This is a genomic window from Pseudomonas sp. PvP028 (assembly GCF_017832255.1).
Lineage (GTDB): Bacteria > Pseudomonadota > Gammaproteobacteria > Pseudomonadales > Pseudomonadaceae > Aquipseudomonas > Aquipseudomonas syringae.
In genome coordinates this window covers 5,387,816-5,407,761 of the sequence record NZ_JAFIBL010000001.1, presented here as the reverse complement: position 1 = coordinate 5,407,761, position 19,946 = coordinate 5,387,816, and the positions used below count along the sequence as shown (strand labels likewise).

At 57.6% G+C, this 19,946-nt stretch carries 16 protein-coding genes and 3 tRNA genes; 14 read left to right on the top strand and 5 right to left on the bottom strand.

What is annotated here, in order from left to right; translation table 11 throughout:
* Window positions 1–408 precede the first annotated feature (408 nt).
* Together lpxH and JOE34_RS23010 are read right to left on the bottom strand one after the other, a co-directional pair.
* Complete coding sequence (lpxH, locus tag JOE34_RS23015) at window positions 409–1,155, bottom strand: UDP-2,3-diacylglucosamine diphosphatase (protein WP_003304994.1); 747 nt, start codon at window positions 1,153–1,155, stop codon at window positions 409–411.
* Window positions 1,152–1,655 carry a peptidylprolyl isomerase gene (locus JOE34_RS23010; RefSeq protein ID WP_003390678.1) on the bottom strand — a complete coding sequence of 168 codons (504 nt, stop codon included), beginning with the start codon at window positions 1,653–1,655 and terminating at the stop codon, window positions 1,152–1,154. The genes lpxH and JOE34_RS23010 overlap by 4 nt, the downstream gene beginning before the upstream one ends.
* 207 nt (window positions 1,656–1,862) lie before the next feature.
* On the opposite strand from JOE34_RS23010, the gene JOE34_RS23005 reads away from it, so the two are divergent.
* Window positions 1,863–3,557, top strand: coding sequence for a glutamine--tRNA ligase/YqeY domain fusion protein (locus JOE34_RS23005; protein WP_004418525.1), 1,695 nt, complete (start codon window positions 1,863–1,865; stop codon window positions 3,555–3,557).
* A gap of 24 nt (window positions 3,558–3,581) precedes the next feature.
* Window positions 3,582–4,964, top strand: coding sequence for a cysteine--tRNA ligase (gene cysS / locus JOE34_RS23000; RefSeq protein ID WP_003315286.1), 1,383 nt, complete (start codon window positions 3,582–3,584; stop codon window positions 4,962–4,964).
* A gap of 107 nt (window positions 4,965–5,071) precedes the next feature.
* On the opposite strand, the gene JOE34_RS22995 is transcribed toward cysS, so the two are convergent.
* Window positions 5,072–6,925: a sigma-54-dependent Fis family transcriptional regulator gene (locus tag JOE34_RS22995; protein WP_024662031.1), complete on the bottom strand. Its 1,854-nt coding sequence runs from the start codon at window positions 6,923–6,925 to the stop codon at window positions 5,072–5,074.
* A gap of 299 nt (window positions 6,926–7,224) precedes the next feature.
* Between JOE34_RS22995 and JOE34_RS22990 the strand changes: the two genes are divergently transcribed.
* From JOE34_RS22990 to JOE34_RS22965, 6 genes are all read left to right on the top strand, one after another.
* Window positions 7,225–8,319 (top strand): ABC transporter ATP-binding protein, encoded by a 1,095-nt coding sequence (locus JOE34_RS22990; protein ID WP_003390669.1) that lies wholly within the window; start codon window positions 7,225–7,227, stop codon window positions 8,317–8,319.
* Window positions 8,319–9,434, top strand: a complete 1,116-nt coding sequence (locus tag JOE34_RS22985) for an ABC transporter ATP-binding protein (protein ID WP_003390667.1) — start codon at window positions 8,319–8,321, stop codon at window positions 9,432–9,434. The genes JOE34_RS22990 and JOE34_RS22985 overlap by 1 nt, the downstream gene beginning before the upstream one ends.
* Entirely contained in the window at window positions 9,427–10,293 is an 867-nt protein-coding gene (locus JOE34_RS22980; RefSeq protein ID WP_002552729.1) for a sugar ABC transporter permease, read from the top strand. The genes JOE34_RS22985 and JOE34_RS22980 overlap by 8 nt, the downstream gene beginning before the upstream one ends.
* 10 nt (window positions 10,294–10,303) lie before the next feature.
* A complete protein-coding gene (locus JOE34_RS22975; RefSeq protein WP_003315280.1) occupies window positions 10,304–11,104 on the top strand; it encodes a carbohydrate ABC transporter permease in 801 nt (266 codons plus the stop codon).
* A 12-nt stretch (window positions 11,105–11,116) separates the two neighbouring features.
* Window positions 11,117–11,389: a DUF2160 domain-containing protein gene (locus JOE34_RS22970; RefSeq protein WP_003315278.1), complete on the top strand. Its 273-nt coding sequence runs from the start codon at window positions 11,117–11,119 to the stop codon at window positions 11,387–11,389.
* A gap of 84 nt (window positions 11,390–11,473) precedes the next feature.
* Window positions 11,474–13,246, top strand: coding sequence for an ABC transporter substrate-binding protein (locus tag JOE34_RS22965; RefSeq protein ID WP_096116276.1), 1,773 nt, complete (start codon window positions 11,474–11,476; stop codon window positions 13,244–13,246).
* Window positions 13,247–13,308: 62 nt separating this feature from the next.
* Here JOE34_RS22965 and folD read toward each other — a convergent pair whose 3' ends face one another.
* Window positions 13,309–14,163, bottom strand: a complete 855-nt coding sequence (gene folD, locus JOE34_RS22960) for a bifunctional methylenetetrahydrofolate dehydrogenase/methenyltetrahydrofolate cyclohydrolase FolD (protein WP_003304374.1) — start codon at window positions 14,161–14,163, stop codon at window positions 13,309–13,311.
* Between the two features lie 296 nt (window positions 14,164–14,459).
* Between folD and JOE34_RS22955 the strand changes: the two genes are divergently transcribed.
* The 3 genes from JOE34_RS22955 (at window position 14,460) to JOE34_RS22945 (ending at window position 14,804) form a co-directional block, all read left to right on the top strand.
* Window positions 14,460–14,536 (top strand) — tRNA-Arg (locus tag JOE34_RS22955).
* Between the two features lie 51 nt (window positions 14,537–14,587).
* Window positions 14,588–14,663: transfer RNA gene (locus JOE34_RS22950), tRNA-His, on the top strand.
* A 56-nt stretch (window positions 14,664–14,719) separates the two neighbouring features.
* Window positions 14,720–14,804 (top strand) — tRNA-Leu (locus tag JOE34_RS22945).
* 189 nt (window positions 14,805–14,993) lie between these two features.
* Here the strand turns inward: JOE34_RS22945 and JOE34_RS22940 are convergent.
* Complete coding sequence (locus tag JOE34_RS22940) at window positions 14,994–15,485, bottom strand: hypothetical protein (protein WP_003342837.1); 492 nt, start codon at window positions 15,483–15,485, stop codon at window positions 14,994–14,996.
* Between the two features lie 994 nt (window positions 15,486–16,479).
* Here JOE34_RS22940 and tig point away from each other — a divergent pair.
* The 3 genes from tig (at window position 16,480) to clpX (ending at window position 19,913) form a co-directional block, all read left to right on the top strand.
* Window positions 16,480–17,790 (top strand): trigger factor, encoded by a 1,311-nt coding sequence (gene tig / locus JOE34_RS22935; protein ID WP_003315274.1) that lies wholly within the window; start codon window positions 16,480–16,482, stop codon window positions 17,788–17,790.
* A gap of 91 nt (window positions 17,791–17,881) precedes the next feature.
* Entirely contained in the window at window positions 17,882–18,523 is a 642-nt protein-coding gene (gene clpP / locus JOE34_RS22930) for an ATP-dependent Clp endopeptidase proteolytic subunit ClpP (protein ID WP_002552734.1), read from the top strand.
* Between the two features lie 106 nt (window positions 18,524–18,629).
* Window positions 18,630–19,913 carry an ATP-dependent Clp protease ATP-binding subunit ClpX gene (clpX, locus tag JOE34_RS22925; protein WP_002552735.1) on the top strand — a complete coding sequence of 428 codons (1,284 nt, stop codon included), beginning with the start codon at window positions 18,630–18,632 and terminating at the stop codon, window positions 19,911–19,913.
* Window positions 19,914–19,946: the final 33 nt, after the last annotated feature.

Sequence of the window (19,946 nt, the reverse complement as noted above, 5' to 3'; positions counted from 1 at the left end):
TGCTTTAGATGTACTTTTCTATCACGATGGCACTGACGACGCAGAGTGCGACGTAAGTGACGGCTGAGTCCTGGCGCTGATCCGGGGGTAGCCTGGCAGGACGCCAGGCAAGCCGCACCGGGCCATGGATGGCCCGTTGCGGCGACCCCCGGATCAGTGTCAGGGCGAAGGAATCCGACGAAGTCGGGCCGGAAACGGAGCTGGGGGCTTTGGTCACTTTGGCCCCTTCAAAGTGACTCGCCGAGGGGCGAAAAGGTGACCTGAGCCGGACCCTAATCCACCTGACAAAGAAAACCCGCCGTGTGACGCAGAGCGTCACGAACTGCACTACCACGCGGAGCGTGGGAACGAGAATCCGATTCGACCTAAATCCACCTGAAGTCGTAGAACAGCCGCATTCCCGCGCCGTCAGTTCAGCAACGCAACCGTCTCCGGCACAAAGTCGAACGAACTCAGATTGAAACCCTGCTCATCCACCTGCAACACCCAGCCCTGACGATCCCAGTCACCCAACACAATGCGTCTGGCCGCCTGATCGCCAATCTGCAACTTATGAATCGCCGGACGATGAGTGTGACCGTGGACCAACGTACGCACACCGAACTGCTGCATGATCCGCGGCACCTCGTCCGGCGTCACATCGACAATATCATTGGCTTTCATACGGGTTTGCGCACGGCTCTCATTACGCAACTTGCGCGCCAGCTTGTGCCGAGTGCCCAGCGGCAAATGGCGCAGAATGAACAGCGTCAGCGGATGGCGCAGATAGCGACGCATCCGGATATAGCCTTCATCGCGGGTGCACAGACTGTCGCCGTGCATCAACAGCACCGGCTCACCGTTCAACTGCACGACGCTGGGGTCTCTCAGCAGCGTGCAGCCCGCTGCCTTGCAGAAACCCTTGCCAAGCATGAAATCACGGTTGCCGTGCATCAGAAAAATTCGTGTGCCGCTGTCGCTCAATTCGCGCAGGGCCTTGCAGATCGAAAGCTGGAACGGCGACATCGCATCGTCACCGATCCAGACTTCAAAGAAATCCCCGAGGATGTACAGCGACTCGGCTTCGCGAGCGCGTCCTGCGAGCAGATCCAGAAACGCCCGGGTAATGTCCGGGCGCTCCTGTTCAAGGTGCAGATCGGAGATCAGCAGTATCACTCAACGATCTCGGCTTTCTCGATGATCACGTCTTCTACCGGGACGTCCTGATGGCCGGCCTTGCTGGAAGTCGCCACGCCTTTGATCTTGTCGACCACGTCAGTGCCTTCGATCACTTCACCGAATACAGCGTAACCCCAGCCCTGAACGGTCTTGGCGCTGTGGTTCAGGAAGGCGTTGTCAGCGACGTTGATGAAGAACTGCGCAGAGGCCGAATGCGGTTCCATGGTACGGGCCATGGCGACGCTGTACTTCTTGTTCGGCAGACCGTTGTCGGCTTCGTTCTGAATGCTCGGGCGCTTGTCTTTCTTTTCTTTCATGCCAGGCTCGAAACCGCCGCCCTGAACCATGAAGTTGCCGATCACGCGGTGGAAAACCGTGTTCTCGTAGTGGCCGGCTTTAACGTATTCGATGAAGTTGGCAACGGTCTGCGGCGCCTTTTCTTCGTTCAGTTGCAGCACGATGTCGCCGTGGTTGGTAGTCAGTTTTACATTAGGCATTTGGGAAGTCGCTCTCTAGTCATGCATGAATGGGCAGATTATGACCCTGACGCGCAGTTTACAGACGAGGTTACATTTTTCAGCGCTTTTGCAGCTTTTATGCCTTCAAATACGCAGTCTGTTGTCAGGGACTTGACAGCTTCGGCTATGATAAGCGCTTTGATTTAGTCGGCCTACCCTGGCCGCGCACGTATGTCCAAGGATCCTATGAGCAAGCCCACTCCAGAACCCGCTGCCCATTCAAAGGCAGGTCCAGCCGTACCGACCAATTTCCTGCGTCCTATCGTGCAGGCAGACCTGGACTCGGGCAAGCACAGCAAAATCGTGACCCGCTTTCCGCCGGAGCCCAATGGCTACCTGCACATTGGTCACGCCAAGTCGATCTGCGTGAACTTCGGTCTGGCCAAGGAGTTCGGTGGCGATACGCACCTGCGTTTCGATGACACCAACCCGGCCAAGGAAGACCAGGAATACATCGACGCCATCATGAGTGACGTCAAGTGGCTGGGCTTCGAGTGGGCGGGCGAAGTGCGCTACGCCTCGCAGTATTTCGACCAGTTGCACGACTGGGCGGTCGAGCTGATCAAGGCAGGCAAGGCCTATGTGGACGATCTGACCCCCGAGCAGGCGCGCGAATATCGCGGCACCCTGACCGAGCCGGGCAAGAACAGTCCGTTCCGCGAGCGTGGCGTCGAGGAAAACCTTGACCTGTTCGCGCGCATGAAAGCCGGCGAATTCGAGGATGGCGCGCGCGTACTGCGCGCCAAGATCGACATGGCCTCGCCGAACATGAACCTGCGTGATCCGATCATCTACCGCATTCGTCATGCGCATCACCATCAGACCGGCGACAAGTGGTGCATCTATCCGATCTATGACTTCACCCATGGTCAGTCGGATGCCCTCGAAGGCATCACCCACTCGATCTGCACCCTGGAGTTCGAAAGCCATCGCCCGCTGTACGACTGGTTCCTCGATAACCTGCCGGTGCCGTGCAAGCCTCGTCAGTATGAGTTCTCGCGCCTGAACCTGAACTACACCATCACCAGCAAGCGCAAGCTCAAGCAACTGGTTGACGAGAAACACGTCAGTGGTTGGGATGACCCGCGCATGTCGACGCTGTCGGGCTTCCGTCGCCGTGGCTACACGCCGAAATCGATTCGCAATTTCTGCGAAATGATCGGCACCAACCGCTCTGACGGCGTGGTCGATTTCGGCATGCTCGAATTCAGCATCCGCGACGACCTGGACCACAGCGCGCCGCGCGCCATGTGCGTACTGCGCCCGCTGAAAGTGGTCATCACCAATTATCCGGAAGGCCAGGTCGAGAAGCTGGAGTTGCCGCGCCATCCGAAAGAAGACCTCGGTGTACGCGAGCTGCCGTTCTCGCGGGAGATCTACATCGACCGCGACGATTACATGGAAGAGCCGCCGAAAGGCTACAAGCGTCTGGAGCCGAACGGTGAAGTGCGTTTGCGTGGCAGCTATGTGATCCGCGCCGATGAAGCGATCAAGGATGCCGACGGCAACATCGTCGAGCTGCGTTGCTCCTACGACCCGGAAACGTTGGGCAAGAACCCAGAGGGCCGCAAGGTCAAGGGCGTCGTGCACTGGGTGCCAGCCGCCGAGAGCGTAGAGTGCGAAGTGCGTCTGTATGATCGCCTGTTCCGTTCGCCGAACCCGGAAAAAGCCGAAGAGGGCGCAAGCTTTCTGGACAACATCAACCCGGACTCCCTGCAAGTACTGACCGGTTGTCGCGCCGAGCCTTCTTTGGGCCAAGCGCAACCGGAAGACCGTTTCCAGTTCGAACGCGAAGGTTATTTCTGCGCGGACATCAAGGACTCCAAACCTGGTCGACCTGTCTTCAACCGCACCGTGACGTTGCGGGATTCCTGGACCTGATGCTGTACGTTTGAGGGGGAGCACGTGCTTTCTATCTACAACACGCTCACCAAGAGCAAAGAAGTTTTCAAGCCGCTGGATGGCAATAAGGTACGCATGTACGTCTGCGGGATGACCGTGTACGACTACTGCCACCTGGGCCATGGCCGCAGCATGGTTGCGTTCGATCTGGTGACACGCTGGCTGCGCTTCAGCGGTTATGAACTGACCTATGTGCGCAACATCACCGATATCGACGACAAGATCATCAACCGGGCGCGGGAAAACGGTGAGTCGTTCGACGCACTGACCGCGCGCATGATCGATGCCATGCACGAGGACGAGGCGCGCCTCAATATCCTCAAGCCGGACATGGAGCCGCGTGCCACCGATCATATCCCTGGCATGCACGCCATGATCCAGACCCTTATCGACAAGGGCTATGCCTACGCGCCGGGTAATGGCGATGTGTATTATCGGGTCGGCAAGTTTCAGGGTTACGGCAAGCTGTCGCGCAAGAAGATCGAAGACCTGCGCATCGGCGCACGCATCGAAGTGGACGAGTCCAAGGAAGATCCGCTGGACTTCGTGCTCTGGAAAGGCGTCAAGCCGGGCGAGCCGAGCTGGGAATCGCCCTGGGGGGCAGGACGTCCTGGCTGGCATATCGAGTGCTCGGTGATGTCGACCTGCTGCCTGGGCGAGACCTTCGATATTCATGGCGGCGGCAGCGACCTCGAGTTTCCGCACCATGAAAACGAAATCGCCCAGAGCGAAGCGGCCACCGGCAAGACCTACGCCAATGCCTGGTTGCACTGCGGCATGATTCGCATCAATGGCGAGAAGATGTCCAAGTCCCTGAACAACTTCTTCACCATTCGCGACGTGCTGGAAAAATATCACCCGGAAGTGGTGCGTTACCTGCTGGTGTCGAGCCACTACCGAAGCGCGATCAACTATTCCGAAGACAGCCTGCGTGAGTCGAAGGCGGCACTGGAGCGGTTCTATCACGCGCTCAAGGGCCTGCCGGTCGCCGAACCTGCGGGTGGCGAGGCGTTCGTCGAGCGTTTCAGCACGGCGATGAACGATGACTTCGGTACGCCTGAAGCCTGTGCGGTGCTGTTCGAGATGGTTCGCGAGATCAATCGTCTGCGCGAATCCGATATCGCAGCAGCGGCGGGTCTGGCGGCGCGCTTGAAGCAACTGGCCAGCGTGCTGGGTGTGCTGCAACTCGAAGCCGACGACTTTTTGCGCGCTGGCGCGGAAGGGCGTGTCGATGCGGCTGAAGTGGAGGCGCTGATTCAGGCGCGTCTGGCTGCGCGTGCCGCGAAAGACTGGGCTGAGTCCGACCGTATCCGCGACCAGATCACCGCCATGGGCGTGCTGCTGGAAGACGGCAAGGGCGGCACCACCTGGCGTCTGGCGGACTGATCAAGGACTATCCCTGAAACACTATCGTGCCCACTCCGCGTGGGCATGCTGTTCTGGACGCACCGCGTCCTGTCCTCGATGATGTGCGGCCTGCCGAGCGTCAAACACTAAACGATCCGCTGCTCTCGCAACCGCTTGTACAGCGTGTTGCGGCTGACGCCCAGACGTTTGGCCAGCTGTGAAATATTCCCGCCTGCCGCTTGAAACAATTGGCCGAGGTCTTCGCTCGAGTGAAGGCGCGTGGCCGACTCCTGAGTCCTGACCGGGGCACGGCATTCCTCATCCGCGTGAGCATCGAGCAGAAAGTCCTCGGGCAGATGGTCAGTGCCGATCGGCTGTTCGTCCGCCAGTGCCAGTGCTACCTGAATCACACTGTTGAGCTGGCGCAGGTTGCCCGGCCAGGGGTGACGCTCGAACAACTCAAGCACTTCTCTGGAGAAACCCGCGCGCTGATGAGCATCACGGTGCCGCTCCCAGATTCGCTGGACAAGCGCATGTTTGTCCGTCCGCTCGCGCAGGGGTGGGAGTTCGATGCTCAGGCCGCTGATCCGGTAATAAAGATCCTGGCGAAAAAGCCCCGCCTGGACCTGATCGCGCAGGCCTCGGTTGGTGGCTGAAATCAGGCGTATATCGACCGGATACAACTCGCTGCTGCCCAGTGGCTGAACGCAGCGCTCTTGCAGCACACGCAGCAGTCGCGCCTGCACCGGCATCGGCATGTCGCCCACCTCATCCAGAAACAGCGTGCCTTTGTCGGCCTTGCGGATCAGGCCGATGCTGCCTTTCTGGTTGGCCCCGGTGAAGGCGCCTCTTTCATAGCCAAACAGCTCGGCCTCGACCAGTTCGGCCGGGATCGCCGCACAATTGACCGCGATCAGCGGCTGGCTGGCGCGCGCACTGGCCTGATGCAGGGCTTTGACAAAGACTTCCTTGCCGACCCCGGTTTCACCATGAATGAGCAGCGGGATGTCTTTTTCCAGCAGCCGCTGCGCCTGACGCACAGCCTTCTCGACCTTCGCATCGCCCAGGCTGATCGCCTGCAGATCAAGGTTTCGTGGTGCAGCAGGCACCTGCGCAGCCTGGACGCAATGCAGCTTCAATGGTTTGCGAGTCGGACGCTTGAGCAGGCATTGAAAGCGATTGTTGCCAAATGCATGCAGCGCAAACGGACGCGCTTCGGTTTCGCTGAGCAATTGCAGGATCGGACATTTGAACAGCGTCTCGATGCTGGCACCGGCCGGAGCCGTCCCCAGCAAAGTGTCGGCACGCCGATTGGCGCACAGGATCTGGCCACTTTCGTCAAAAATAAGCAGGCCGGCCCACTGGCTGTCGAGGTTGTTCAGACCGGTATTGAAGATCAGCTGGAAGTGGGAGTCGCGAAACTGGTCGAGGATCAGGCGGTTTTCCACGGACTGGCTCATCATCTTGACCATGCCCAGCGTGTGCGAGGGTGGCAGGAAGCTGTCACTGGACACATCCAGCACGGCAATGATGCGCCTATCAGCATCGAAGATCGGTGAGGCCGAACCGGTCATGAAGCGGTTGGCCTTGAGGAAATGCTCGTCCGGTTCGATATGAATGGCCTGCTCGCAGGCCAGCGCTGTGCCGATGGCATTGGTGCCCGTGCCGCGCTCGCTCCAGCTGGCACCTGGCATGAAGCCCTGAGCCTGGGACGATTCGACGAAGCGCTGCGCACCCCATGACTTGAGCAACTGACCTTGAGTGTCGGCCAGCAGAATCAGACAGCTGGAGTTGCTGAGAATGTTTTCGTAGACCGGCAGGACCTCCTGATGGGTGGTCTGTACCAGTCCGTTATGGCGCTCCAGCAACCTGGAAACCTCCGCCCCCGGTAATTGGCCGAATGACGGGCGCGTCTGATGACTGAGGCCGAAGTCCCGGCAACGGGTCCATGAATCCTGAACGATGATGTCGTGAGCAAGCGAAGCGCTGGTTTGAGACATGAGGATGCCTGCGAATATGACGTATTGTTTTTGTTTTTAGGTCCCGTCGGCGTGACCATCCTTGCCCGCAACGTCCGTCCAGTGTCGTTCAGTTTTGTTCAAAGTCAATGTTCATTTTGTTCAAGTGTTCAGTATTTTCTGTTCATTATTGTTCAGCTGTGAAAGGCGTTTCGTCCCCTGATTACGGGCGAACGCTCTGTTTCGGGCTTCACCGGCAATTTGCCTGAGCTGGCACGAATGTCGCTATCTGCAAACAGTCACGCATTCACCCTTAAGAAAAAAACAACAAAGGGCACGCCATGTCACTCACGCTGGAGCATGTCAGTCGCGCCGTCGATGGCCAGGTCTGGATCGACGACGCTTCCCTGAGCTTTGAGCCGGGATCATTCAACGTTCTGCTGGGGCGCACCCTGTCCGGCAAAACCAGCCTGATGCGCCTGATGGCCGGGCTGGACAAGCCGGACAGCGGGCGAGTGCTGATGAACGGTGTCGATGTCACCAATCGTCCGGTTCGCCTGCGCAACGTCTCGATGGTTTATCAGCAGTTCATCAATTACCCGAGCATGACGGTGTTCGAAAACATCGCTTCGCCGCTGCGCCAGGCGGGTCTTTCCAGAGACGTGATCCACAGCCGGGTGCAGGAAACCGCGAAGATGCTACGCATCGAAAAATTCCTGCAACGCCATCCCCTCGAACTGTCCGGTGGGCAGCAGCAGCGCACCGCGATGGCCAGGGCACTGGTCAAGGACGCCGAGCTGATCCTCTTCGACGAACCGCTGGTCAACCTCGATTACAAGCTGCGCGAAGAGCTGCGTCAGGAAATGCGCGAGCTGTTTGCCGCTCGCCATACCATCGCCATCTACGCCACCACCGAGCCCAATGAAGCGCTGGCGCTGGGCGGCACCACCACCATCCTGCATGAAGGGCGGGTGGTACAGAGCGGCAAGACCCCCGAGGTCTATCATCGACCTGCGACTGTGCTGGCCGCCGAGCTGTTCTCCGAACCGCCGATCAACCTCATGCCGGGCCGTATAGAGGGCAATGAAGTCAGCTTCGCCAATTTCGTGCACTTCCCGCTCAACGTCGACCTGCGTGCCGTCGGCGATGGCGAGTATCGTTTCGGCGTGCGCCCCAGCCATTTGAGCCTGGTGCCGTCCAACGATGACGATCTGGAGCTGGCGGTTACTGTCGAGCTGGCGGAAATCAGTGGTTCGGAAACCTTCCTGCATGTGCGCAACGAGCTGTTCTCACTGGTCCTGCATCTGCCGGGCGTGCATGCCTACGACGTCGATGCGGCGATCCGGGTGTACATCCCGACCCACAAATTGTTTGTATTCGATCAGCAGGGCGGCCTGATTCAGGCGCCGGGCCTGCGTATGGCGAGGGTTGCCTGATGGCCGAGATCCGCTTGCAGAACCTCGCGCACAGCTACAGCGCCAAGCCTGGTCCTGACGACTATGCAATTCGCGAGATGAGTCACGTCTGGGAGCAGGGCGGTGCTTATGCGCTGCTCGGGCCTTCCGGGTGTGGCAAGTCAACCCTGCTCAATATCATTTCCGGCCTGCTCAGTCCGTCGCAGGGGCAGGTGCTTTTTGACTCGAAAGTGGTCAATGAGCTGCCTCCTGAGCGCCGTAACATCGCTCAGGTTTTCCAGTTTCCGGTGATCTACGACACCATGACGGTGTTCGACAATCTGGCCTTTCCATTGCGCAATCAGGGCATGGACGAGGCGCGGATTCTCATCAAGGTCAACGAAATTGCCGATGTCCTGGACCTGCAGCCGCTGCTGAAAAAGAAGGCGCGCAACCTCAGTGCGGACGAAAAGCAGAAGGTCTCCATGGGTCGCGGGCTGGTGCGCGATGACGTGTCGGCGATCCTCTTCGACGAACCGCTGACCGTGATCGACCCGCACCTGAAGTGGAAACTGCGGCGCAAGCTCAAGCAGATCCACGAGCAGTTCAATATCACCATGGTTTACGTCACCCACGATCAACTGGAGGCGTCGACCTTCGCCGACAAGATCGCCGTGATGTATGGCGGACAGATCGTCCAGTTCGGCACGCCGCGGGAGCTGTTTGAAAAGCCGTCGCACACCTTTGTCGGCTATTTCATCGGCAGCCCGGGGATGAATTTGATTGATGTCACGCCGCAGCCGGGCGGCGTCGGTTTTGCCGATATTCACCTGCCGCTGCCTGAGTCGTTGCAGCAGAAGCTCGCCAATACGCCGTGGAAAACGCTGAAAGTGGGTATTCGTCCTGAGTTCGTGCATGTCTGGGACGGGCCTTACGACGATGCGATGTGTGCCGACGTGACCTATGTGGAAGACCTCGGCACTTACAAGATCATCACCCTGAAACTGGCCGGGCAACTGCTGAAGGTGCGTCTGCAGGAAGACAAACCGGTGCCGCAAGGCCAGGCCTGGATCAGCTTTCCGGGGCAATGGCTGATGCTCTATGCAGATGATTACCTGATCGAAGCCGGCCCTGCCAGTGAGGTGTCCCATGCGTAAGGTTCAGAACAACAAGGCCTGGTGGCTGGTGATGCCGGTGTTTCTGCTGGTGGCATTCAGCGCGATTATCCCGATGATGACCGTGGTCAACTATTCGGTGCAGGACATTTTCGACCAGTCCAGCCGTTATTTCGTCGGCACCGACTGGTTCCGGCAGGTCTTGCAGGACCCGCGACTGCACGACTCGCTGTTGCGTCAGTTCATCTATTCGGGCTGCGTACTGCTGATCGAGATTCCGCTGGGCATCGCGATTGCCCTGACCATGCCGACCAAGGGGCGCTGGTCGTCGTTGTGCCTGATCGTGATGACCATTCCACTGCTGATCCCGTGGAACGTAGTCGGCACTATCTGGCAGATCTTCGGCCGTGGTGATATCGGCTTGCTGGGTTACACGCTGAACAACGTGCTGGGCATCAACTACAACTACGCCGCCAATGCCTCGGATGCCTGGGTGACGGTGCTGGTCATCGATGTCTGGCACTGGACCTCGCTGGTGGCCTTGCTCTGCTATTCGGGGCTGCGGGCGATTCCGGATGTGTATTACCAGGCGGCGCGCATCGATCGTGCGTCAGGCTGGGCGATCTTCCGGCATATCCAGTTGCCCAAAATGAAAAGCGTGCTGCTGATTGCGGTGATGTTGCGCTTCATGGACAGCTTCATGATCTACACCGAGCCGTTCGTGCTGACCGGTGGCGGGCCGGGTAACTCCACCACTTTCCTCAGTCAGACCCTGACCACCATGGCGCTCGGGCAGTTCGACCTAGGGCCTGCGGCCGCGTTCTCGCTGGTGTATTTCCTGATCATTCTGTTGGTGTCATGGGTGTTCTACACCGCCATGACTCACAGCGAAAAGAATTGAGGGGCTGGTCATGAGTCTGCGCAAAATCATACCGCTGTGGATTTACCTGTTGTTTCTGCTGGTGCCGATCTACTGGCTGATCAACATGTCGTTCAAGACCAATACCGAGATCCTCGGTGGCCTGACCCTGTGGCCGCAGGATTTCACCCTGGCCAACTACAAGGTGATCTTCACCGACGAGAGCTGGTACAGCGGTTACCTCAACTCGCTGTACTACGTGTGCCTCAATACCGTGATATCGCTAAGCGTCGCATTGCCGGCAGCCTACGCGTTTTCACGCTATCGTTTTCTCGGCGACAAGCACCTGTTCTTCTGGCTGCTGACCAACCGCATGGCGCCACCGGCAGTCTTCCTGCTGCCGTTTTTTCAGCTGTATTCGTCCATCGGTCTGTTTGACACGCACATCGCCGTGGCACTGGCGCACTGCCTGTTCAACGTTCCGCTGGCTGTATGGATTCTGGAGGGCTTCATGTCCGGCGTTCCCAAGGAAATCGACGAAACGGCCTACATCGACGGTTACAGCTTTCCCAAGTTTTTCGTGAAGATTTTCATTCCACTGATTGGTTCGGGTATCGGCGTCACCGCGTTTTTCTGCTTCATGTTCTCTTGGGTCGAGCTGTTGCTGGCGCGCACCCTGACGTCGGTGAACGCCAAGCCGATCGCTGCGGTGATGACCCGCACCGTGTCGGCATCGGGTATCGATTGGGGGGTGCTGGCGGCGGCAGGGGTGTTGACCATTCTGCCGGGCATGCTGGTGATCTGGTTCGTTCGCAACCATGTGGTCAAGGGCTTTGCTCTTGGTCGTGTCTGAGGAGTCGAAAAAATGGAGTGGATGTCCTGGACACTGCCCACTGCGGCCTTCTTTATCAGCATTGCGCTGCTGCTGGCAGGGATGACCGTATGGGAATTGCGCTCGGCAAGTATCGAGCGTCGTGGTTTTCTGCCGATTGCCACCACCCGTGGCGACCGTCTTTTCATTGGGCTTCTGGGCAGCGCTTATCTGCATTTGCTGGTAATCGGCGCGACAGACTGGAACATCTGGATCGCTTCGGGGGCTTCCCTGGTGTGGCTGTTGGTGGTGATGCGATGGGGTTAGAGAGCGGCCGGGCGCGGTTGCCGGGGTGATCCGGTCGGCGGCATTGGAAAAGCGGGACTACATGAAAGCAACCTGGAGATGACTATGTTCAATAAGAAAAACAAGCTGCAACATAGCGTGACGCTGGCAACCATGATCATGCTCAGCGGGTTGAGTGTGTCGGCATGGGCGGATAAGTACGAAGATGCGGCGAAGAAGTGGGCGGACAGCGAATTCAAGCCGAGTACGCTTTCCGATGACGAGCAGTTGAAAGAGCTGAAATGGTTCATCGAAGCTGCCAAGCCGTTTCGTGGCATGGACATCAAGGTGGTGTCGGAAACCCTGACCACCCATGAATACGAATCCAAGACCCTGGCCAAGGCGTTCACTGAAATCACCGGTATCAAAGTCACCCATGACTTGCTGCAGGAAGGTGATGTCATCGAAAAGCTGCAGACCGCCATGCAGTCGGACAAGAGCATCTATGACGGCTGGGTCAACGACTCGGACCTGATCGGTACGCACTTTCGCTACGGTAAGGCCCTGTCTCTGACGGATCTGATGGCCAGTCCGGAAGGCAGTAAAGTCACCTCGCCGACGCTGGACCTGAACGACTTCATCGGTATCTCATTTACCACCGCTCCAGACGGCAAGCTTTATCAGCTGCCTGATCAGCAGTTCGCCAACCTTTACTGGTTCCGTGCCGACTGGTTCGAACGTCCCGACCTGAAAAAGAAATTCAAGGACAAGTACGGCTATGAGTTGGGCGTTCCGGTCAACTGGTCGGCTTACGAGGACATTGCCAAGTTCTTCAGCGAAGACGTCAAGGAGATCGACGGCAAGAAAGTCTTTGGTCACATGGACTATGGCAAGAAAGACCCGTCACTGGGCTGGCGTTTCACCGATGCCTGGTTCTCCATGGCCGGCAGCGGCGACAAGGGTTTGCCTAACGGTCTGCCGGTGGACGAGTGGGGTATTCGCGTCGAAGACTGCCATCCGGTCGGCTCCAGCATTACCCGCGGTGGCGACACCAACGGCCCGGCGGCAGTGTTCGCCACGCAGAAATACATCGACTGGCTGAAAGCCTATGCGCCGCCGGAAGCGGCGGGCATGACCTTCTCCGAATCCGGACCGGTGCCTTCGCAGGGTAACGTCGCGCAACAGATCTTCTGGTACACCGCCTTTACCGCCGACATGACCAAGCCAGGCCTGCCGGTGATGAATGCTGACGGCACGCCGAAGTGGCGCATGGCGCCTTCGCCAAAAGGCCCTTACTGGAAAGAAGGCATGAAGCTCGGCTATCAGGACGTCGGTTCATGGACGTTCCTGAAGTCGTCCGACGAGAAAAAGCGTCTGGCCGCCTGGCTGTATGCGCAATTCGTGACCTCGAAAAGCGTTTCGCTGAAGAAAACCATCGTCGGCCTGACGCCGATTCGCGAGTCGGATATCAATTCCAAGGAGATGACCGAGCTGGCGCCTAAACTGGGTGGTCTGGTGGAGTTCTATCGCAGCCCGGCACGCGTGCAATGGTCGCCTACCGGCACCAATGTGCCTGACTATCCGAAGCTGGCACAGCTGTGGTGGAGCCATGTGGCCGAGGCGGTCACCGGCGAGAAGACTGCGCAGGAGGCCCTCGACGGTCTGGCCAAGGACCAGGATGCAATCATGACGCGCATCGAGCGTTCCAAGGTTCAGGAAGCCAGCAAGTGCGCGCCGAAGATGAATCCGGAAACCACTGCAGAAGCCTGGTACAAGAAGGCCGAAGAGAGCAACGGCAAGTTCCTCGCGCCACAGCGCAAGCTGGCCAACGAGAAACCCAAGGGTGAAACCATCGCCTACGCTGACCTGCTGAAAAGCTGGGAGGCAGCCAAGAAGTAAGGTTTTGTCGAGGTAAAAAAAACGGCACCTTCAAGGTGCCGTTTTTTATCGCCGCAGGCTGATCAGTCGTGCAGGGTTTCTGCCGCGTACAGCGTGTTTTCCAGCAGGCAGGCGCGGGTCATGGGGCCGACGCCGCCTGGAACCGGAGTGATCCAGCCGGCGCGGGGCAGGGCAGTCTCGTAAACCACGTCGCCTACCAGCTTGCCGTCTTCCTGGCGATTGATGCCGACATCAATGACGATCGCCCCCTGCTTGATCCATTCGCCTTTGACGAGGCCCGGCTTGCCGGCGGCAACCACCACAAGATCGGCACGACCCACGTGGCCTGCCAGATCCTTGGTGAAACGGTGGGTCACCGTGACGGTGCAGCCCGCCAGCAGCAGTTCCATCGCCATCGGGCGGCCGACGATGTTGGACGCGCCGACGACGACGGCATCCAGACCGTACAGGTCGACACCGGTGCTTTCGAGCAGGGTCATGATGCCTTTGGGCGTGCACGGACGCAGCAGCGGAATGCGCTGGGCGAGGCGACCCACGTTATAAGGATGGAAACCGTCCACGTCCTTGTCCGGGCGAATGCGCTCCAGCAGCAGCGAAGCGTCAAGGTGCGCGGGCAAGGGCAGTTGCAGCAGGACGCCGTCGACAGCGGCATCCTCATTGAGGCGGTCGATCAGATCGGTCAATGCTGCCTGAGTGGTATCAGCGGGCAAGTCGTAAGCCTGGGAGATAAAACCGACTTCCTCGCAGTCCTTGCGCTTGTGAGAGACATAGACCTGGGAGGCGGGGTCGCTGCCGACCAGAATCACCGCGAGGCCCGGCGTACGCAGACCTTGCTGGCTACGTTCGGCGACACGTTTGGCGATCTGCTGGCGCAGGCTGGCGGCGATCGCCTTGCCGTCGATTAGTTTTGCAGTCATGACGCGTGATTAACCATCGAGAGGAAAAAAATGAGCGCGCATTCTCTCATGACATGGCGCGAGGGCAAAGGCGATTGCTTTGCATATTCAGCTAACTCCTTTATCTAGCTGAATTTTTTTCAAAAAAAGGTTGACGACCCCAGGGGGCGTCTATAAGATTTGTCGCACTTGCCGGGCAGAGCCCAGCACTGGTTAAGCTAGCACTGGTTGATTCGGTCAGGCAGAGTTGCAAATCAGCTCGGTGTGATTGATTGAAAGCCTTTTAGTTTGTTATCGCAAGAGTACAAATTATATAAGTGCCCGTAGCTCAGCTGGATAGAGCATCCGCCTTCTAAGCGGATGGTCGCAGGTTCGAGTCCTGCCGGGTGCGCCATTAAAGGCAGCTTTGGCACAGCAAGTAGGTTGTATCGTCATGCGCAATATGGTGGGCGTAGCTCAGTTGGTAGAGCACAGGATTGTGACTCCTGCGGTCGTGGGTTCGAACCCCATCGTCCACCCCATATTAAGAAGGGCGCCAGATTCATAGTCTGGCGCCTTTGCTTTAAAAGTCTGAAATGCGGATGTGGTGGAATTGGTAGACACACTGGATTTAGGTTCCAGCGCCGCAAGGTGTGAGAGTTCGAGTCTCTCCGTCCGCACCAGATGTACTTTCGCCGGGTTCCAGTGAGCACCGCGAAAGCCAAGAGAAGCCCGCCAAGTGCGGGCTTTTTGTTGTCTCGGGTTTAGTATTTCTGTGGTCTGAAGATTGTTGAGCGGCAACGGCGTGAGCAGGATGCTCTTGCTCGCGCCGCGATGTGCTGCTGTCTCAAGGCAGGAAGCGGTTTTTCTGATTATTCAATAACCAGCAATACCTTGCCTTGGCACAGGAGAGACGAATTCGCTCCAGGGATCTCGATGGCTACGCTGTAGCCGCCGGGCTCCATGGAGGATAAATCTGCCGTGAATGAAAAGCCTGATTTCAAGAGTTTTTCATTGTTATAGGTCTTTACCAGGTCAATGCGATCAACGATGGCGGGGGCCTTGAATACAGTGGGAGTTCCTTTGTAGCCCGTCAGGCGAAGTCTCATTTCCTTTGGGGCGTCCTGGTTGGCAGTGTCGATCGCCCAGCCGTTGAACACAGCGACGCCTCGCGGTACATAAATGCTCGCTCCTGTTCCTGCGCTAATCTGTCCAGCAATTGAGTCAATATTGCATTTGTCTGATGAATAATAATTGGTTTTGGTGGTTGCTGCGCTTCCCTGGCTTCCTTCTTTATCATTGCACCCGGTCATTGTTGCTGAGGCTATAGCCAGAAAACTGAATGCAGCAATCATCTTGTACATGGTTTTTCCTGAGGGGTATCAATGTGTAGGGCATTGATTTGTTGAATATTTAAACGCTCTACCGCGCTATCGACGCAGCGCGAAATTGTACGACTCGCCAATCGCGCGGGTCTCTGTCCTTGCTGCTGGAATCTGGCCGGATTATGTAGCGGTTGACAGTGCTGTACAAGGCGCTGCCTTGAGCACAGGAGGCGCCCCGGCGCTTCCTTCTCCCCATTCAGTCGTATCCAGCCAGGCGCTCTGCTCTGGGATGCTGCCGGTTTTTTCGACAGCGTGCGGTGCTTCTATCGATGCGTTTGGCGTGTGTAAAACCTGGCAGGCACAGATGATTTCTTAGGTTGGCGGTGGCATTCGATTACGCATTGACGTCGCATTCGATACACACCTTCTGGCGGTTGATCAAAGGACTTATTTGCGTAAAAAATTGTCAGTCCCGTCAAATGCTTGCAATGGGTGGCGCGTCATCGCCACGTTGTGTACGATGCGCGCCGGGTTGAATCAGGCTGGAAGCTGCCTTGCGCCATTGAATCAGTACATCAAAAAATGCATTGATTTCAGGCGTCAAGGCTGGAGCCTGGCGTGGCAGGTTTCTGGAGATTTCGTTTTGTACTCTCCGTTCGCCATGACACATGTGACGTCGAGTGAGTGCTCGGGTCGCGAGAAAAAAGCCGCCTCGAGCGGTTTTTTTGTTTCAGCGTATTCGCTTTACCGTCTCGCTGGTCGACCGGCCTTTTCGCCGTCGGTCGAGTGGGGCGCGCTACATGGACGGGGTCGGTCGTCTCCGGTGCTGATGCTTCTTTATATAGAAGCCGTGCCAGACGCGTCGCCGAGGGTGCAAGGCTCTGTTCTTCCTTGCGCCGCTGCGCTCCGCTCTCGTCCTATAAATCCGCCCTTTTTCAGTAGGGTGACTTCTTGAGTATGACCCACTAGAATGCATGCCCTTGATTCTGGGGTCGGAAACGGCCGGCTAACGTCTGTGCAACGAGGAATATCCATGCAAGTTTCTGTTGAAAACACTTCCGCTCTTGAGCGCCGCATGACCATTGGCGTGCCTGCCGAACGCATCGAGACTGAAGTCAACAAGCGTCTGCAGCAGACCGCGCGCAAAGCCAAGATCCCGGGCTTCCGCCCTGGCAAGGTGCCTATGAGCGTGATTCGTCAGCGTTACGAGGACGGCGCACGTCAGGAAGCACTGGGCGATCTGATTCAGGCTACTTTTTATGAAGCTGTGGTTGAGCAGAAGCTGAACCCGGCCGGTGCTCCTGCAGTAGAGCCCAAGTCGTTCGAAAAAGGCAAAGATCTGGAATACGTGGCTACTTTCGAAGTATTCCCGGAATTCACCGTTGCCGGCTTCGACAGCATCTCCGTAGAGCGTCTGTCTGCCGACGTGGCTGACAGCGATCTGGACAACATGCTTGAAGTGCTGCGCAAGCAGAACGTTCGTTTCGAAGTGGCTGATCGTGCTGCCCAGAACGAAGACCAGTTGAACATCGATTTCGTCGGCAAGGTCGACGGTGAAGTGTTCGCTGGCGGTTCCGCTACCGGCACCCAGCTGGTTCTGGGTTCCGGCCGCATGATCCCTGGTTTCGAAGACGGTCTGGTTGGCGCCAAGGCCGGTGAAGAGCGCGTTCTGAACGTGACCTTCCCAGAGGACTATCAGAACCTCGAGCTGGCCGGCAAGGCTGCCGAGTTCACCGTGACCGTCAACACCGTTTCCGAGCCAAAGCTGCCTGAGCTGAACGAAGAGTTCTTCAAGCAGTTCGGTATCAAGGAAACCGGTATCGAAGGCTTCCGCACCGAAGTTCGCAAGAACATGGAGCGCGAGCTGCGTCAGGCGATCAAGTCCAAGGTCAAGAATCAGGTCATGGACGGTCTGCTGGCTGCCAACCCGATCGAAGTGCCTAAAGCGCTGCTGGAAAACGAAGTCAACCGTCTGCGTGTGCAGGCCGTTCAGCAGTTCGGCGGAAATATCAAGCCTGACCAGCTGCCGGCAGAGCTGTTCGAAGAGCAGGCCAAGCGCCGCGTCGAGCTGGGTCTGATCGTTGCCGAGGTCGTCAAGCAGTTCGACCTCAAGCCTGATGACGCTCGCGTTCGCGAAATGATTCAGGAAATGGCCTCCGCCTATCAGGAGCCTGAGCAGGTCGTTGCCTGGTACTACAAGAACGAGCAGCAAATGAACGAGGTACGTTCTGTTGTGCTTGAAGAGCAAGTTGTAGATACTGTTTTGCAGAAAGCTAGCGTGACCGACAAATCGGTCTCCTACGAAGAAGCTGTCAAGCCGGTGGAAGCTCCAAAAGCCGACTGATTTCTCTTTTCGTGCGAAAACACCCACAAGCCAGCCTTCGCGCTGGCTTGTGCGTATTCAAGACTCGACTATTTGGGAGTGAATGCAGGACATGTCCCGCAATTCTTATATTCAGCAGAACTCTGACATCCAGGCCGCTGGCGGCCTGGTCCCGATGGTTATCGAGCAGTCCGCCCGTGGCGAACGCGCCTATGACATCTATTCGCGCCTTCTCAAGGAGCGAGTCATCTTTATGGTTGGTCCGGTAGAGGACTACATGGCCAACCTTATCGCGGCACAACTGCTCTTCCTTGAAGCGGAAAACCCGGACAAGGATATCCATCTCTACATCAACTCGCCGGGCGGTTCGGTGACTGCAGGCATGTCGATCTACGACACCATGCAGTTCATCAAGCCGGACGTTTCGACCATCTGTATCGGTCAGGCTTGCAGCATGGGTGCATTCCTGCTGGCCGGCGGTGCAGAAGGCAAGCGTCATTGCCTGCCCAACTCGCGGATGATGATTCACCAGCCGCTGGGCGGTTTCCAGGGCCAGGCGTCGGACATCGACATCCATGCCAAGGAAATCCTGCACATTCGTCATCGTCTCAACTCGCTGCTGGCGCATCACACCGGCCAGAGCCTCGAAACCATCGAGCGCGATACCGAGCGTGACAACTTCATGAGCGCAGAGCGTGCAGCCGAATACGGCCTGATCGACTCGGTGATCAACAAGCGTCAAATGCCTGCCTAAGCGGCTCAAAATGTAGGGGGTCGGCACAACCGACCGCCTGCGGACTTGAAAAAGCCCGCAATAGCCTTCATCTTGTGTTGCAAGCCTACCGGATTGGATCGATCGAATGACTGACACCCGCAACGGCGAGGACAACGGCAAATTGCTCTATTGCTCCTTCTGTGGCAAAAGCCAGCATGAAGTGCGCAAATTGATTGCCGGCCCCTCGGTCTTTATCTGCGACGAGTGCGTCGACCTGTGCAATGACATCATCCGTGAGGAGGTGCAGGAAGCTCAGGCCGAAAGCAGCGCGCATAAATTGCCTTCGCCTAAAGAAATCAGCGGCATCCTTGACCAGTACGTCATCGGTCAGGAACGTGCCAAAAAGGTTCTCGCAGTAGCGGTGTACAACCACTACAAGCGTTTGAATCAGCGTGACAAGAAGAACGACGACGTCGAACTGGGCAAAAGCAACATCCTGCTGATCGGCCCTACGGGCTCCGGCAAGACGCTGCTGGCCGAGACACTGGCTCGCCTGCTTAACGTGCCGTTCACCATTGCTGACGCCACCACCCTGACCGAAGCCGGTTATGTGGGTGAGGACGTCGAAAACATTATCCAGAAGCTGTTGCAGAAATGTGATTACGATGTCGAGAAGGCCCAGATGGGTATTGTCTACATCGACGAAATCGACAAGATTTCGCGCAAATCCGACAACCCTTCAATCACTCGTGACGTGTCCGGTGAAGGCGTGCAGCAAGCCTTGCTGAAACTGATCGAGGGCACCGTGGCTTCCGTTCCGCCTCAAGGTGGTCGCAAGCACCCGCAGCAGGAATTCCTGCAGGTGGACACGCGTAATATCCTCTTTATCTGCGGGGGCGCCTTCTCGGGCCTGGAAAAGGTCATTCAGAACCGTTCCACCCGTGGCGGCATCGGCTTCAACGCCGAGGTTCGCAGCAAGGAGGAGGGCAAGAAGGTTGGCGAGTCGCTGCGTGAAGTCGAGCCTGACGATCTCGTCAAGTTCGGTCTGATCCCCGAGTTCGTGGGCCGTTTGCCGGTGCTTGCGACGCTGGACGAGCTGGATGAGGCTGCGTTGATACAGATCCTCACCGAGCCGAAGAACGCGCTGACCAAGCAGTATGCCAAGCTGTTCGAGATGGAAGGTGTGGACCTCGAGTTCCGTACCGATGCGCTGAAATCGGTTGCCCGTCGCGCGCTGGAGCGCAAGACCGGTGCCCGTGGCCTGCGTTCGATTCTCGAAGGTGTTCTGCTCGACACCATGTACGAAATCCCGTCGCAGAGCGATGTGAGCAAGGTGGTGATCGACGAAAGCGTTATCGATGGCACGTCCAAGCCGCTGTTGATCTACGAAAACAGCGAGCCGCCTGCCAAGGTTGCTCCCGACGCATAAACGCATGTTCATAGGCGTGAAGTAATACTGAAG